This window comes from Roseinatronobacter monicus, from assembly GCF_006716865.1.
GTDB classification, from domain to species: Bacteria; Pseudomonadota; Alphaproteobacteria; order Rhodobacterales; family Rhodobacteraceae; genus Roseinatronobacter; species Roseinatronobacter monicus.
Genome location: NZ_VFPT01000001.1, coordinates 1,075,482 through 1,090,229, shown reverse-complemented (window position 1 = coordinate 1,090,229; position 14,748 = coordinate 1,075,482). Strand labels below are relative to the sequence as shown.

At 50.7% G+C, this 14,748-nt stretch carries 14 protein-coding genes and 1 pseudogene; 7 read left to right on the top strand and 8 right to left on the bottom strand.

Translation table 11 applies throughout. From position 1 onward, the window contains the following. Window positions 1-123: 123 nt before the first annotated feature. From BD293_RS05005 to BD293_RS04990, 4 genes and pseudogenes are all read right to left on the bottom strand, one after another. A pseudogene (locus BD293_RS05005) lies at window positions 124-1,014 on the bottom strand (transposase); the annotation flags it as partial. A gap of 63 nt (window positions 1,015-1,077) precedes the next feature. Then, a complete protein-coding gene (tnpB, locus tag BD293_RS05000; RefSeq protein ID WP_142080138.1) occupies window positions 1,078-1,425 on the bottom strand; it encodes an IS66 family insertion sequence element accessory protein TnpB in 348 nt (115 codons plus the stop codon). Continuing rightward, a complete protein-coding gene (gene tnpA / locus BD293_RS04995) occupies window positions 1,422-1,799 on the bottom strand; it encodes an IS66-like element accessory protein TnpA (RefSeq protein ID WP_142080137.1) in 378 nt (125 codons plus the stop codon). The genes tnpB and tnpA overlap by 4 nt, the downstream gene beginning before the upstream one ends. 259 nt (window positions 1,800-2,058) lie before the next feature. After that, window positions 2,059-3,030, bottom strand: coding sequence for a hypothetical protein (locus BD293_RS04990; protein ID WP_142080136.1), 972 nt, complete (start codon window positions 3,028-3,030; stop codon window positions 2,059-2,061). 792 nt (window positions 3,031-3,822) lie between these two features. Here BD293_RS04990 and BD293_RS04985 point away from each other — a divergent pair. From BD293_RS04985 to BD293_RS04970, 4 genes are all read left to right on the top strand, one after another. Continuing rightward, on the top strand, window positions 3,823-4,404 hold the full coding sequence (locus BD293_RS04985; protein WP_142080135.1) for a tyrosine-type recombinase/integrase: 582 nt from the start codon (window positions 3,823-3,825) through the stop codon (window positions 4,402-4,404). Window positions 4,405-4,444: 40 nt separating this feature from the next. Further along, window positions 4,445-4,828, top strand: coding sequence for a DUF3768 domain-containing protein (locus tag BD293_RS04980; protein ID WP_246086220.1), 384 nt, complete (start codon window positions 4,445-4,447; stop codon window positions 4,826-4,828). A 1-nt stretch (window position 4,829) separates the two neighbouring features. Then, entirely contained in the window at window positions 4,830-5,411 is a 582-nt protein-coding gene (locus BD293_RS04975) for a hypothetical protein (RefSeq protein ID WP_142080134.1), read from the top strand. A gap of 219 nt (window positions 5,412-5,630) precedes the next feature. Further along, window positions 5,631-6,887, top strand: a complete 1,257-nt coding sequence (locus tag BD293_RS04970; protein ID WP_142079999.1) for an ISL3 family transposase — start codon at window positions 5,631-5,633, stop codon at window positions 6,885-6,887. 504 nt (window positions 6,888-7,391) lie between these two features. Here BD293_RS04970 and BD293_RS04965 read toward each other — a convergent pair. After that, on the bottom strand, window positions 7,392-8,567 hold the full coding sequence (locus tag BD293_RS04965; RefSeq protein WP_142080133.1) for a hypothetical protein: 1,176 nt from the start codon (window positions 8,565-8,567) through the stop codon (window positions 7,392-7,394). 266 nt (window positions 8,568-8,833) lie between these two features. Beyond that, on the bottom strand, window positions 8,834-9,373 hold the full coding sequence (locus BD293_RS04960; protein ID WP_142080132.1) for a GIY-YIG nuclease family protein: 540 nt from the start codon (window positions 9,371-9,373) through the stop codon (window positions 8,834-8,836). Window positions 9,374-9,542: 169 nt separating this feature from the next. On the opposite strand from BD293_RS04960, the gene BD293_RS04955 reads away from it, so the two are divergent. Next, a complete protein-coding gene (locus BD293_RS04955) occupies window positions 9,543-9,725 on the top strand; it encodes a helix-turn-helix domain-containing protein (RefSeq protein ID WP_246086219.1) in 183 nt (60 codons plus the stop codon). Between the two features lie 35 nt (window positions 9,726-9,760). On the opposite strand, the gene BD293_RS22625 is transcribed toward BD293_RS04955, so the two are convergent. Together BD293_RS22625 and BD293_RS04950 are read right to left on the bottom strand one after the other, a co-directional pair. Continuing rightward, window positions 9,761-9,907, bottom strand: a complete 147-nt coding sequence (locus BD293_RS22625) for a hypothetical protein (RefSeq protein WP_170207063.1) — start codon at window positions 9,905-9,907, stop codon at window positions 9,761-9,763. 75 nt (window positions 9,908-9,982) lie between these two features. After that, window positions 9,983-10,456: a glycine-rich domain-containing protein gene (locus tag BD293_RS04950; protein ID WP_142080130.1), complete on the bottom strand. Its 474-nt coding sequence runs from the start codon at window positions 10,454-10,456 to the stop codon at window positions 9,983-9,985. A 216-nt stretch (window positions 10,457-10,672) separates the two neighbouring features. Here BD293_RS04950 and BD293_RS04945 point away from each other — a divergent pair, with 216 nt between their 5' ends. Then, window positions 10,673-11,755: a hypothetical protein gene (locus BD293_RS04945; RefSeq protein WP_142080129.1), complete on the top strand. Its 1,083-nt coding sequence runs from the start codon at window positions 10,673-10,675 to the stop codon at window positions 11,753-11,755. Then, entirely contained in the window at window positions 11,730-14,336 is a 2,607-nt protein-coding gene (locus BD293_RS04940) for a RelA/SpoT family protein (protein WP_246086218.1), read from the top strand. Before BD293_RS04945 ends, BD293_RS04940 begins: the two co-directional genes overlap by 26 nt. The last annotated feature ends 412 nt before the right edge of the window (window positions 14,337-14,748 follow it).

The following is a 14,748-nucleotide window of genomic DNA, read 5'->3' as shown; positions in this document are numbered from 1 at the left end:
AGATTGCCTCGCAGCATCACATCACAGGGTGGCCGGATGCTCCGGAATCAGTGGCCGGATAAAATCGGAATGGGTGGCCGGATACTTTCGGAATCACTGGCCGGATGACCCCGGAATACGCACCCAAGGGCGCTGGTCGCGAACATAGGCCCACAGGCGGCCTTTTTTCACACCTTTTCCAAGCCCTCTGTCTCGTCGACTTCGATCAAGGACCCGGATAGGTGTATCATCTGCATGTAGCAGATCGCTGGCCATGATTGCGTCCTCGATCATCTTGATCAGTGGCGCCAGTGCTTTCATTGCCCCGCCGCACCAGTCGGCCATCGTTGTATCGGAAATATCTGCTCCCATCCGGGCGAAGATTTCATTGAGGCGATACAAAGTCAGCTGATCATCGTATTTCGAGACCAGGATGAATGCCAACAGGTTTGGGCCCGCCATGCTGCGCGGGATTGGTCTGCTGGGGGCGGGTGGCTGAACGATCTTCTCGCAGCACCGGCAAGATTTCTTGATGCGCGCGATTTCGATGATTTTCATCTGCGCTGCGATCATATCAAGCAACTCGCTGACATCCTCACCTACCACCCGCAGATTGCCACCGCAGTCGGGGCATGTGTCACCAGGATCAAGCTCACGGCGTTCGCGGGGGGTATCAGGCGACACTTTAGGACGACGGCGTTGCTTCTTTTCTGGCGCATCTGCTGTGGTATTACGCGCGTCTGCGTCCGTGTCAGCGTCCTCACTCTCATCTGGCGACGTGTCTTGTGCCTCGGCAACAGCGACATTCAGGTCTTCCAGCGCGAGTTCCAATTGTTCGATCTCACGCTCGATCTTTTCCGAGCTGGAACCGAACTTCTGTTTCTTCAGTTTGGCAATCCGGATGCGCAGGGCTTGAACGAGCAAGTCATGCGCGCGCAAGGTGGCCAGGATTTTCTGGTTCTCTGCCTGCAAAGAGGTGATCATCACCTTCAGAGCGGCCGGATCGTTGGGGAGAGAAATCGCTGCTTGGGACATGGAAATTTATACCATATCCCAAGCCTTATATCCACTAAAAACAAGCAATTACAGCAAGATAAATCATCCGACACGGGCTGGCGGCGCGCCCCAATCCGGCCTTCGCCACTCCATTCCTTCCCACAGCATGGCCAGCTGCGCAGAGGTCAAACGCGCGCTTCCGTCAGAGGCCGAAGGCCATGGGAAACGCCCCTTCGAGAGAACTTTATAATACAGACAAAATCCCTGTCCGTCCCAAAACAGCAGCTTTATCCTATCTCCCCGACGCCCACGGAATGCAAAGACTGCGCCGCTCGCAGGGCGCTGGCGTAGCACATCCTGTGCAATCGCCGACAGGCCGGCAATCCCCTTACGCATATCAGTGTAGCCGCAAGCCAGATAGACCCTAACCCCAGTGCCCGGACCAATCATGCCGCTTCCACCGCCTTTATCAGCCGGGTCAAGGCAGACGCATCGACATCTGTATCAATGCGCAAACTCCGGCCATTGCGCAGAACAACCTCAACCCGCCCGTCTTGCTCATCACTAACCGCACAAGGTCTCGATGCCTCAGGGTCCATTTCCAAAAACTCGACCGGCAAAAACACCGTTTCAGGGTCGTATGGCAAAAGGCCCTTCCTCTTCAGATCGTATCGCCAGCTATAGATCTGCTGCCGCGTCACATCATGACGCTGGGCAATCTGGGTCACTGTCGCCCCACCGACTCCAACTGACCGTACGATTGCCACCTTCTCCTCATCACTCCAACGTCGCCGCCGTTCAGCCCCAAGTATTTCTCCGCGCATCAATGCCTCCAATAAGGGACGTCGTTAACGACGTCGTTAAAGACATCTCATAACATCGCGAAGCGCCCAGAAGCAGGCGGTTCAAATCGGGTGGTTACGTAGATCCACGATTGCGCAGCGTAGCGTTGTGATCGGACCAGTTCGCTGTGTGATACCGGGCGGGTGCTGACTTGCCCATGCACCCCGTCTGAGTGCGCGGATTGCGAATGTGAATCGTTTGCGGCCAGAATTGTGCAGCAAAGCCCGCTCGATGCAAAAGTCACCGCCGCCTGAGTCGAGTTCGAGTTACGGCCTTCATTATTTCCAGATCCAAGTTCTTCCCTACGGAAGGTCTTGGCAAGGGCCGCATGTCTGGTGGCAGAGGTAAATCTAACAATAAAACCTTATCTGCATTGAAGTACTGTTCGTTTCCATTGTTCAACATTTCTTTGACTACTATTTCATACATTTCGTTATGCCGAGCTACAATAACTGGAAAGCTCTCAATAAAGTTATCCCTCATATGATGGCTAAATTCAACACAACTCGACATCGCATAAATAAGTGGAACTATAGCAGAGTACCAATTTACAATATCATTTACATCAATTTCTTTAACTTCATTTTCAAAACAATGACTGCAAACAATAGATGAAACTTTGTACTTTGGAAATTTCTGTAAAGCTGATTTCTGCTCTGACGTTAGTAAAGCATCGCTTCTCTTCTTACTAATAGCTTTTAAAACAACACAGAATTTAGCCACTATTTCTCGCTGACTTATTGCTTCCTCATTTGAACAATCTTCGAAGAGTGGAATGTCCGGTAATTCTTCAGCGCCCGCTGCGCCTCTGAGCTTTCTTTTCTGATCTTTTATGTATGATTTTGAAACGCGGCAAACAAAATTTGGCCTATTGGGTGTTCCGCCTTGCTTCGATAACTTCTTGTAAGCCAAACTGGAACTTTCGCTAACTTCTTCCAGACTTCTTACAAAATTCGCCACCAAATTTCCATTTAAACTTAAATACTCCTGCCAAATCTCATAGCTACCTAGTTCGACCAATTTGCTTTGGTTGAGTCCTAAAAAATAGTTATGCGCCTCATATGCTGCATAGGCAGACGCATTTCTAAAGAACTCTTCATCATGAAAGCCAAATATATATGGGTACAATATATAGTACGCATTTACCCTAGTAAGTAAACCAGAAATAGAATTTTCCCAAATCCTATCTTTATGGGGAAAGGTTAACTTCATTGACATTCGCCTCAATATTCTTCAGAATATGAAATGATCCATAGCATTTTTCTTTCAGATAGCCAAGAATAATTTTTAGGTGTATGCTCATTGGTGCTTGATTATACACATAGTTAATCGAATCTGGCTTCGCATCTTTGCAGTCCCAACGCGGCTCAAAGCACACCGCTACACTACAACCGCAGTCATCCGATCGAAAACTTACTACTGCCAGTTAGTTCGGAGTTTGATCTGAGTCCTGAAATTACTGTTTCTACGAAGATAGCTTAAGTAGCGGTGATTACGTAGAGGCCAAATATCATTTTTACGCGTTGGTGCGGCATAGCATCGTAGAAAGTGGACTGGCCAACATCAATACAAGGACCATCCGATGGCCCTCCCCGAAAGAAACCTTGGGGAGCTAAAAGTGGACGGCACGATCCTTCTCATCGGCCTTTCTGTTTATCAAAAGCAACTAATTTAATTTCTAGGCGTCTGATAAATTTGCGACCCGCCTTTCTAAAATATCGAAAATTTTTAATTCAGTTATTTGATCTCGACTTGAGACTCATATGGTCGGGATTGGATACATGTAAGTTTAAATTTAGAGCATTAAAACTCACATAACTTTTATGGCCTTTCAGTCGGTGATTTTTATGACACAACACCCGATTAATGTAACGAAATTGCTGCAATTTTTGGCAGCTCTTCACATTTTTATATTTTTGTGTTATAATTGATGTAGCGCATATTTTTACTAAAATATTTGCCAAAATGCGCTAAATGTTATTCCCATGAAAAAATAGGTGACGAATGAGCAAGCAGCCTGCAAAGGTGCTTGAGCCGGTCGAGTTACGCCGCGTGCTTAAGCATGTCCATCAGACAAGGTACCCCATCAGAAACCGCGCCATGGTGCTTTTGAGCTTCAAGGCGGGTCTGAGAGCCTGCGAAATCGCCGGGCTGAGCTGGCCGATGGTTCTGACGAGCGCTGGCAAGCTTGGGCCAACAGTGAACGTGTCGCGCCACATTGCCAAGCAGGGGCGCGCACGGCGGATTCCGATGCACGCAGAGCTGATTACAGCACTTTACAGGCTGCATGTCGAAGCAGGGCGCCCAAGAGCAGGGCCAGTCATATGTTCTGAGCGGCAACGTCACATGACAGCGCGCAGTGTGGTTAATTGGTTTCGGGATACTTATGCGCAGATCGGGCTGGACGGCTGTTCATCGCATTCCGGACGCCGCACGTTTATCACCAGATCAGCGCGCATGCTGGCGAGGACCGGCGGTTCACTGCGCGACATACAAGAACTTGCCGGTCACCAGGCCCTAACCACAACTGAACGCTACATCGCGGGCAATCGTGACGCGCAGCGCAAACTCATTGCGCTGATCTAAGCCTTCCCCACCCATCACAATCAACAAAGGAACTCGCACAGTGCACAGCAGCGACACAAACGGTCTTGGCCATGATGGAGAACAAAAGATGAACTTTCGGAAGCGAACGCAGCGCATCCGTGAGTTGAATGACAAATTCCGCCGCACAGGTTTTGGTGGGCGGCAAATGATCACAGCTGGCATTCAGGAGATGGGCTTGCCCGCTATATTGACGATCCGCCAGCTTGTCGCCAAAGACGATGCCTTTTGCGAAGACAACGATCCATACGGCGAACACGACTTTGGCGATCTGACATACCGCAATGAAAAGGTGTTCTGGAAGATCGACTACTACGACGCCACGCTTACAGTTGGCTCGCCAGATCCTGCCGATCCTGACGTAACGACCCGCGTGCTGACCATCATGTTAGCAAGTGAATACTAAAATGGCGGCAAGACGAAATCCTGATCGCTTCGGGCTGTCCCCAGCCTATAAGCAGGGTGGGCTGGACGGACTGTGCGGGCTCTATGCGGCCATTAACGCAATTCATCTGCTCACCGCACCCGTCAGGCCGCTCAGTGCGGCTTGCACAGCGGCCCTGTTCGAATGCGGCGCGGCATGGCTGAACGAGCGAGGCCTGCTGCTCGCGGCTGTTACGGATGGGGTGGACGAAGATGCACAATACGCCATGACGCGGCTGCTTGCAGAAGAAACCGAGCAGATGATCAGCGCGTCGCTTTCGATCACACGCCCCGTCGAACCCGATGAAAGCTTTCAACGTCGAAAGCTGTTAAGTGTAATTGATGCTGGCTTGGCCCAGAGGGCCGTACTGATCGTAAGCTTGGGGGGCACGTATAGCCATTACACGGTGTTGTCCGGTCGCTCGGAAACACGCTACTATGCCTACGACAGCGACGGTATTAAGTGGATCAATCGGCAGAATCTGGGAGTGCTTGCAGCCAGATCTCGAAAGCGTCATCAGATCGGGAAATCGGGCCTAGTCCGTATGTCCTTAACCGAAAGCTGAAAAAGCCGCGCAGGCAGAAAAAAGGTCCCTTCGCGATTTGTGTGGGTTGCTGGTGGGCGGCGGATTGAATCTTCTACCAGATATTGTGGTCACAACATAAGGCGCGTCTGTCGCGGAGACCTCAAATATCGCAGCGTCAGACGCGCCGAGCCTGTTGAGCTGCGGCAGTTTTTTTGGATAGGGTGAAGCTTCCTGAAACCAGCGGATGAGGAGGTATTCATGGGTCCCGAGACAAGTTTGTTCACGACAGCTCTTGGCCTGCAGGCTCCGTGGAGTGTCACGGACGTACGTTTTGACGCCAAACTCAAAGAGATCCACTTTGACGTCCGCTTCAAGGCGGGAAGTCGATTTGCTTGTCCCTCCTGTGGCGCGCCCGATCAGCCCGTCCATGACACGCGATCCAGGATCTGGGAACACCTGCGTTTTTTCGAGCACAAGGCTTTCATCCATGCCGATGTGCCACGTGTTGCTTGCAGCCAATGTAGCAAGACCGGACAGGTTCCGGTCCCCTGGGCGCGCAGTGGCAGCGGTTTCAGTCAGTTGTTTGAAGCCTTTGTGATTGCGCTGGTGCGACAGATGCCGGTGAAGGCTGTTGCTGATATGCTTGATGTTGGTGACGATCGCCTCTGGCGGGTTCTTGACCATTACGTGTCGTCAGCGCGAGATCGCGAAGACTTCAGCGCCGTGACCGCCCTTGGGATTGACGAGACAGCTGCGCGCCGCGGGCATAATTACATCACCCTATTTCACGACCTTCTGGCCGGCAGGCTTCTCTTTGCCTGTGAAGGACGTGATGCAAAGACTGTGGCGGCTTTCGGTGAAGATCTGCGCGCCCATGGCGGTGATCCCGATGCCATCTCCGCTGCCTGTATCGATATGAGTAGGGCCTACATTTCTGGCGTCGCAAAGCATCTGCCGAACGCGGATGTTACCTTCGACCCATTCCATGTCATCCAACTGGCCAATGTGGCGCTTGAAGAGGTTCGCCGCGCCGAAGTACGCAGCAGACCTGAGTTGAAACACAGCCGCTGGATGTGGCTCAAGGACAAGAAGAGATGGACGAAGCGGCAGATCACACAGCATCATGATCTATCTCGGATGCACCTGAAAACAGGACGCGCGTTTCGCTTGAAAGAGGCTTTGCGCGACATCTTTGCTGAAGCCGAGTCCAAGGCAGAGGCCGAAGAACGGCTTACCGCCTGGTTTCAATGGGCGCGCCGCAGCAGGCTGCCAGCATTCAAGAAACTCGCTCTGACACTCAAGGCGCACTGGGATGGTATACTTAACGGTTTTGACAGCGATCTGAGCAACGGCGCTGTCGAAGCCATCAACGGCCTCATTCAGGCCGCAAAGGCTCGGGCGCGCGGGTATCGCAAAACCCGCAACCTCATCAACATGTCATACCTCATCGCAGGCAATCTCACCCACTTACCAGCGTCACCCTACCGCACAACATCTTGTGCCACAGGCAAATGAACGGAAACCAAGCCACCCACACAAACCGCGAAATAGCCAGAAAAAATGCTCGATTTGATAGATCTGGTGGTTCGCCAACGAGCTGCGTTAAGCACACGAACATAATGAACCGCCTAAATTTCTGGTCGGCTTTATCTATCAAATTGGCAAGTCAGATGGCTTACGGGAGCGCCTTATGAATGATGACATGGAGGAATGGCACAATGAAAATTCGAAGAAGGCCAAGTAAAATTAGCGCAATCAAAAAATCAAACCGCGAAATAACACGAGGGAAAAAGAAGAAGAATCTCTACCGGGAAATGACAAATCGTGACTTTCAAGAAATCTTGAGCATTGACGCTTCAAAGAAATTAAAGCCGCTGACAAAACCCATGCTTCGCAACATCCTCCGAAAGAACGAAAGCAAAACACGGAGGCCGTAAAATAATACAGACACCAGCGCGAACAGCAGCAAGGTTGCAATGGCACTATCAGAGATCGATAGAACGATATGTTTACGTCCAACTATGTCCCTGCGAGAGCACGCGAAATACTCAAGAAATCATCGATCAATTCCGCCTCATCCAGCGGGATAAGCTCGTTGCTCTCAATGTTAATCAGTGCCTGAAATTCACTCTGATTCCAAGAAAACTGTTCGAATATAATGAGTGCTTGGTTCAGGGTCCTAAGCGTATTTATCGCCACCTCCGCATCTGCAATAGAAGCGACAAGACGCTCAGCCACAAAATTTTCTCGCGATCTTAGAAGCGCACGGTATTCATTCGCAACCTCAGAAACTCTCAATTGAATATTCAGATTCGCTTGCAGGAGCTCCAGCGGTCCAGCAAACCGAGTTTGACTAATTAGCGAGCGTGTCTCATTTATGAGTGCATCATTTTCTGATTCAAAGCTGTTAAGCGCAGGAATCCAGACATCTTGATAATCATTCAAGTGGCGCTCATGCAACCTTACAGTAATTAAGCGCATAATAGCCGCGACACCATAATACCTTCTCAATGAATCTTGATTAGAGACAGTCGCGCGGATTTCTCCCAGTCTATTCTCGATATGCTGTAAGACAGATAAGGCTACAGCAGCCTCCACGATTGAGCTACCATTAATCTGATACAAAACTGATTTCACTTGATCATCGGTTAATATAATTCCATAGTTAGATATAAGAAGCTCCTGAAACTCACGTTCCAGATCAGCACGAGCCACTCGCAGTAACTCCATTTCTTCGAGCAAGCGCGAAATTTCCAAGTCAATAGCCTCTCGGCTACCTCTCGCAAACTCTCGCCTCAACACGTCATCAACGCGTGTTTTAGATTCCTCTGAAGAAGGTGCTGTCAATCTTTGGACACGAAGATTATCTATCCTTTGCTCAATTTCGGATATTTTTCCATCACTTTGCAATAAATTTTTGCGCGCTTTCGCATATGATTCTCCAACAATCAGATTGATTAAACTATCGAGCTTATCATTCAAATCGTTCTGGGCATCGTCGCTCGACCTTCGAAATCTCCCAGGATTATCATCAAGCGTTTGAACCTCCTCAAGTAGCTTTCGAATGCTTTCTAAATTCTTAATTGTTTCATCTATAACTGGAGACGAATCAAAACTAGAATTATTATCCTGAGCGTTTGCTACTGATGAAAAAACAAAACTGATAACAAATATAGTAATTGAAATAAATCTCATTCCGATACCTTTTATGTTCGCGAATTTTCAACCGACATTCCCCAAAATACTCACCTTCCGGCTCAAGATCGCCTGACGAGGTCAGCAGATCAAGCTTTATTTTCCCGTGCGGCGTCTGCGATCGCGGAAACACTCCCGAATCGAGCATATCACTTGTCCAAGCTGACGGCTTTGAGCAATTGGGCTCGACGGACTTTAACAATGGGTTGCCTGCTGCGTTTTCAACATACGCAACTTCATTCGCCCTCGATGGTGCATCATTTCACTCACTGTTGGCGATTGCCAACGAGCTCCTTCAGCTCTTGAAGTTCGTGCCAAATGTGTTCGAGCGTTGTGGCCTCTTCCTCGACGAACTGAAAATACTCAGTCGTGCCGTTCCAACGTGGTCCTTGCTTCGTCAGTCGCGGCTCTACAACCTGTAGTAAAATCGATTCGAATTGGTCCAGTGCATCAGTATGAGCGTGAGCGGGGATAGCGCCTTTTTTGCGCTCGACCAGATACCCGTCAAGGCCAACGTCGAGGAAACCGAACCAACTAAAGGCTGTCCACCGATCCCGCATAGGGCCGCGCGAATGTTGCCGCAGACGCTCGAAGAGGCGGCTATTGCCGCGCCCGGCCTGACCAACGTAAACAACCTCTCGATTCTCGTCATAGAGCACGTAGATGCCTATTTGATTTCGGAAGTCGGCGTCCGATTCCTCAGCATTCGCTCTCAGCGCTCCTAGCAGAGATCCAGCGCTCCCCTGCCACCCCCAATCGATCAGCTCACGTGACCAGTAGTGGCCGAAGTTCAGAATGGTCGTCATCGCTTGCGCCTCCATCATGACTTCCGCCCAAATATACTGAAATGGGATAATCCTACAACAGGATTACGAACCGCGCTGCACAAGGAGATGCAGCCCGGTGAAAACGTTACGATCCCCGCAACATTCCATGCTCAATTCAGAATTGAAGCGTGTGCGCCAAGAGGCAGGAATGACGCAGACGGCGCTGGCGGACAAGCTGGGCGTTGCGCAATCATATGTGGCAAAGGTGGAGAATGCTGAGCGGCGGCTGGACGTGATCGAGTTCATTTATTGGCTCGAAGCTGCCGGTGCCTTTGAGGATGGGCAGGATATCTTGTCGCGCGTGCGCTCCGCGACAGAACTCAACTCATGACATTATTACAGTTTTGTCATGAGTGCTCCCCTAACCTATCCGGCAGCATCCTCGGCAAGCACAGCGTTCATCGTAGCAGCATCGGGGAAGAGGTACTCGCGCAGCATATAGGCATCCAGCATGCCGTCGCGTGCGATCCACCCTCTCAGGGTTTCCGCTTTCTTGTCAATCAAAGTCGCCATTTGCAGTCCGACATAAAGCGAACCGTCCCGTCTTTGCCGACGGGACGGTCCCAGCGCAGTGCTGTGGACTGACAATCAGTTCCGCTCGACACCGTCAATTCCGGTGCGGACATCAGGGTCGGGATCGCTTGGTGAATCATAATCCGGAATACATTCGTCGCACGCAGACATTACGGCGTTGAGCATCCGCGTTCCGAAGACCGCTTTATAGCGATCTTTGGTTGTCGAGAAGCGATCTAAGAGGTCGATTCGTGTCAAACCCTCCACGCGCTCCATTGCGTTGGGGACATGGTGCAGAAAGAACCCGAATGTCCTCATGCAATCTTGCGCGTACTTCCGTGTGTCCTGGATGTGCATTTCCCAGTAATCGTCGAGCTCAGCTGACGGCACTGTCTGCGTCGGATCATCCGCGCAAAGGAACAAAAAGCGCCGGTACTGACTTTCGACTCGTTCCGCTTTAGCTTTGGACCAATTGAGCTTGGTCTGCATGTTGCGAGTGATAATCTCAAGATCGAGATTGTTGATCGCTGTGAACAGATCATTCTGCATTTTACTTCTCCGTCGGCATCCCCGGCCACTTTCATGTGGTGCGTTCGTCCGATGAAACCTAGGTACATGAATAATCAAAATACTGAAAATTCAATAATTTACGTAAAATATCGCAAATGACACAGGCTTGCAGTAATTTACGTAAATTATCGCAAATGACACAGGCTTGCAGTATCATAAAAGAATCTACGGAATGTTTCAGCGATCGGAGGCTACATGACGAACCGTGTTTATCCAATACATGGCGCTATCGTCGCACAGATGAAAAAACTGACGAATGAAGGCTACCATTACACAACGAAAGAAAGTATCGCGTATGCAATATTACAGCGATGGCATGCCGAGCATCATGATGCAGGTTCCGGTTGGACCCATGGTATCGGTAAAAAGGCAGGCCCTCCGCCAGATCCGAGTAGGGAAAACAGACATGCTGCATGGGCACGTTATTACGCGGACAACGGTTCCACACCACAGAACATCGGTGGTTGGAGGATGGCAGCAGAAGTGCTTGGCATCGAGGTTGAGAAAATCGTCACTTTTTCCGACAGCTCACCCAGTAAACCCGATGACTTTCCGACAGTTTACCCTCGCATGCCAGGCGAGACGCCACTCTTCGAACTTGCAAATCTCGATGTCGCAGAACCTTATCCGATCAAAGGGGCTAACGTGGTATTTGCAGAGGATGACCGCAGGCAAGACATCGGCTTGTCCGCCCGTCCAACCTTTGGAACCCTACGCGATGAAGAGCTATCTGATCCAGATGGTAATTTGTTAGCGGTGGCTGACTTGGAAGTTACTTATGCTAATCTGATAGTCCATACAGCTGACGAACACATGTCTCTCTTGGGTGGAATAGGCATTGATGGAGAAGAGGAACGTGCTGGCCTGATCTGTAGATATAATGGACCGGGCCAAGATGACAAAAAAATTCACTTCGAGGTGCGGCTTGCTGAAAGCAAGGATGAAAGTCAGCCAACGCGCCTTCGACGGGACACATTGGCTGGTATGTCCGTTGAACTATCGAACATCGTGGAGCTGAGAGGGAAGTTTACACAAGATGACTGGATCGGAATAGGAATTAAGACTGGAGCGATTCAGATTGTCTCCTTTGAATTTTTGGCGCCATCAGAAGAAAACACGCAGAACGTGTATTCCTTTAAGAGTCAGGTCAAGCGGCAAGTTCTGAAACGAGGACTTGAACTTGACGAAAACGATGGATCACATCGTCGGATACGCTTGGCATCGCAAAAGTACTTCATGAAAAGGATCTTCGATGAGGGTGAGCCATCGAGCGAGTAAAGCCTTTTTAGCTGTCGATTCCTGCGAATCAAACGATCTGTTCGAACTGATTGCAGCGGCGGATGAAGACCCGGTGACCTTCTTCGATGGAGGGCTATGGGAGAAATTGGACTTTTCATCTTTTGACATGAGCCAAGTGTCTTTTAAAGATGCTTTCGTAATTAAATGTCGTTTTAGAAAAGGTGACCTTTCAGAAGAAACTATCAAGAATGCGGCCTCTTTCGTGGGCAATAAGTTTGTGGATCCACGAACTATGGTATTTGATGATGACATAATAGAATATTCGGCAGACGAAAGGCTGTCTGCACTCGATAAGTACCCGGATGGCGGACCTAAGGATATCGACGTCAAACTTCCGTTGGAAGATGCGTCGGATGGCCCGGCAGCGTTAGACCATCCCGACCCGGCTTCATTTGAATCGACCAAAGGCGCGCCCGTTGCCTATTATGTTGATAGCGAATTAGACTCTCCGTCGGGAACGATCACGGCCAAAGAGCTCGTTGACATTGTCAGCGGATACAACCCAAACACTAACGCTGATTTGATACTATCAGCCTTTGAATATGGTCGCGATTTACATGAGGGCCAGGTCAGAGCTTCAGGCGTAACATATTATAGCCATCCTGTTGCGGTCGCTTTGATCCTGGCCGAGCAGAAGCTCGATGATGCTATGATCATCACTGCCTTGCTGCACGATACAATCGAAGATACGAAGTCCACTTATTCCGAGATAGAGAAGCGCTTCGGTCCTGAATTGGCCGATTTGGTTGATGGCGTTACCAAGCTGACCAACATACAACTCTCTAACGAGAAAAGCACGCAGTCGGAAAATTTGCGCACGCTGGGAATGGTGATGGCCAAGGACGTGCGAGTGATTCTCGTCAAGCTTGCTGATCGGCTGCACAACATGCGCACCATGAAGGCGATGCGCCCGGACAAGCAGGCGCAGAAGGCGCGTGAGACGATGGAAATCTACGCGCCGCTCGCCGGGCGCATGGGGATGCAGTGGATGCGAGAAGAGCTCGAAGACCTGTCTTTCCGTGTTCTTAACCCCCAAGGTCGCGCCAGCATCATCCACCGATTCACCGCCATGCAGCGCGAAACCGGTGATTTGATTCAACGTATGGCAGCTAACATGCAGGTAGAGCTAGAAAAAGCGGGGATCGAGGCAGAAGTCTATGGTCGTACCAGGAAACCCTTTTCGATTTGGCGCAAGATGCAGGAAGGGGAACTCAGTTTTTTGCGGCTGAGCGACGTTCACCTGTTCCAGATCACAACGCGAACTGAGAAGGACTGCTATGCAGCACTCAGCGTTGTTCACAGTCGCTGGATAGCGGTGCCGGGGAGGTTCAAAGATTACATCAGCACGCCGAAGTCAACCGGCTACCGATCAATGCATACCACCGTTTCGGACCGCGACGGCATGCGATTGGATGTGCAAATTAGCACCCGCCAGATGCAAGAGGTTGCTGAAGTCGGAGTCGCCGCGCATTGGTCCTACCGCGATGGATTACGATTGCAGAACCCGTTCATGGTTGATCTGGAGAAATGGTACGCTTTGTTGAGCGAACGTTTCGGTGCTGAGGAAGGTCACACTGAATTCCGCGAGTCAGCCAGCTTAGAGATGCATGGCGACAAGGTGTATTGCTATACTCCTAAGGGCGATGTGGTCGAGCTGCCGCGGGAAGCGACGCCCCTTGATTTCGCCTACGCGATCCACACGCAGATCGGCGATAGCTGCGTGTCGGCCAAGGTTGACGGGCTGCGCGTGCCGCTCTGGACCCGGCTGCAAAACGGCCAGAGTGTCGAGATAATCACCGCGTTGGGCCGTAGGCCGCAATCGAGCTTGATCGACATTGTGGTGACGAGCCGCGCAAAAGCCGCGATCCGGCGGTCTTTGCGGCACAAAGATCGAGAGCGCTATATATCTCTGGGCAACAAATTACTGTGCGCGGCCTTCGAAGCCGCCGGGCGCGAAATCAGCGGCAAAGCGCTGAACACGGCCGCGGGTATGCTTTCAATCCCTAATGCAGAGGAATTGCGCGCGCGTGTCGGAGCGGCAGAGATCAGCGCGCGCCGCGTGGTCACCGCCCTCTACCCAAAGACTGGCTCGAAGAAGCGGGAGGTCGATGCCGCACGGCCGATCATCGGGCTTTCAGCCGACCAATCGTTTCGCCGCGCCCCGTGCTGCACGCCGCTGCCCGGAGACCGGATCATCGGCATCGCATATCGCGGCAAGGATGTCGTGGTACATACCATTGATTGCCGCAAGTTGGAGGAGTTTGAAGACCAGCCAGATCGCTGGCTTGACCTTCGCTGGGTTGCTGGAAGACATGCATCAGTTTTTCCGGTCACATTGTCGCTCGTTCTTTCGCGGGATGGCGCAGCGTTCGGCCGAATTAGTTCGGCGATTGAGAATTTGGGGGCCAATATTAGTGACGTAGTTTTTCTTGATCAAAAAGAAGACTATCGACGCGTTTCGTTCGAAGTAAAGGTGAGCGATAGAGATCACCTCAAAATTATCATGGATGCCGTTGAGTTGGACGCTGGAGTTTACGAGGCTCAAAAGACGGCCGAATGAACTTATTCTGCGTTTTGGCGGGTATTTCGGCTAAGACCCAGAAATATCTTCGTCCACCTTTCATCTCGCTCCCATGTTGCGTCCAGTATAGCGGAACGTCAAAGAAAAGGTTGTCTGGGGTGCTACGGGTAGTAACTCATCGATGCCATCGGGGAAATCTGTGATCTCTTCTCACCCGACGAATGTTGGAATTACTTCAAGGCCGCAGGATGCACCTCAAGAATGGAAACGCTGTAATCAAGATCATTTATGGGCCTTCAACGTTTGGTGCTTTATCCGAGATGCTCTTTATGATCTCGAAAGGGTAAAATACATATTCTCTTTCAGTATAGCGCCAATTTGCATCGCCTGAGTGTTTTACTAAAAAAAGGTCCCTTCGCGATTTGTGTGGGTTGCTGGTGGGCGGCGGATT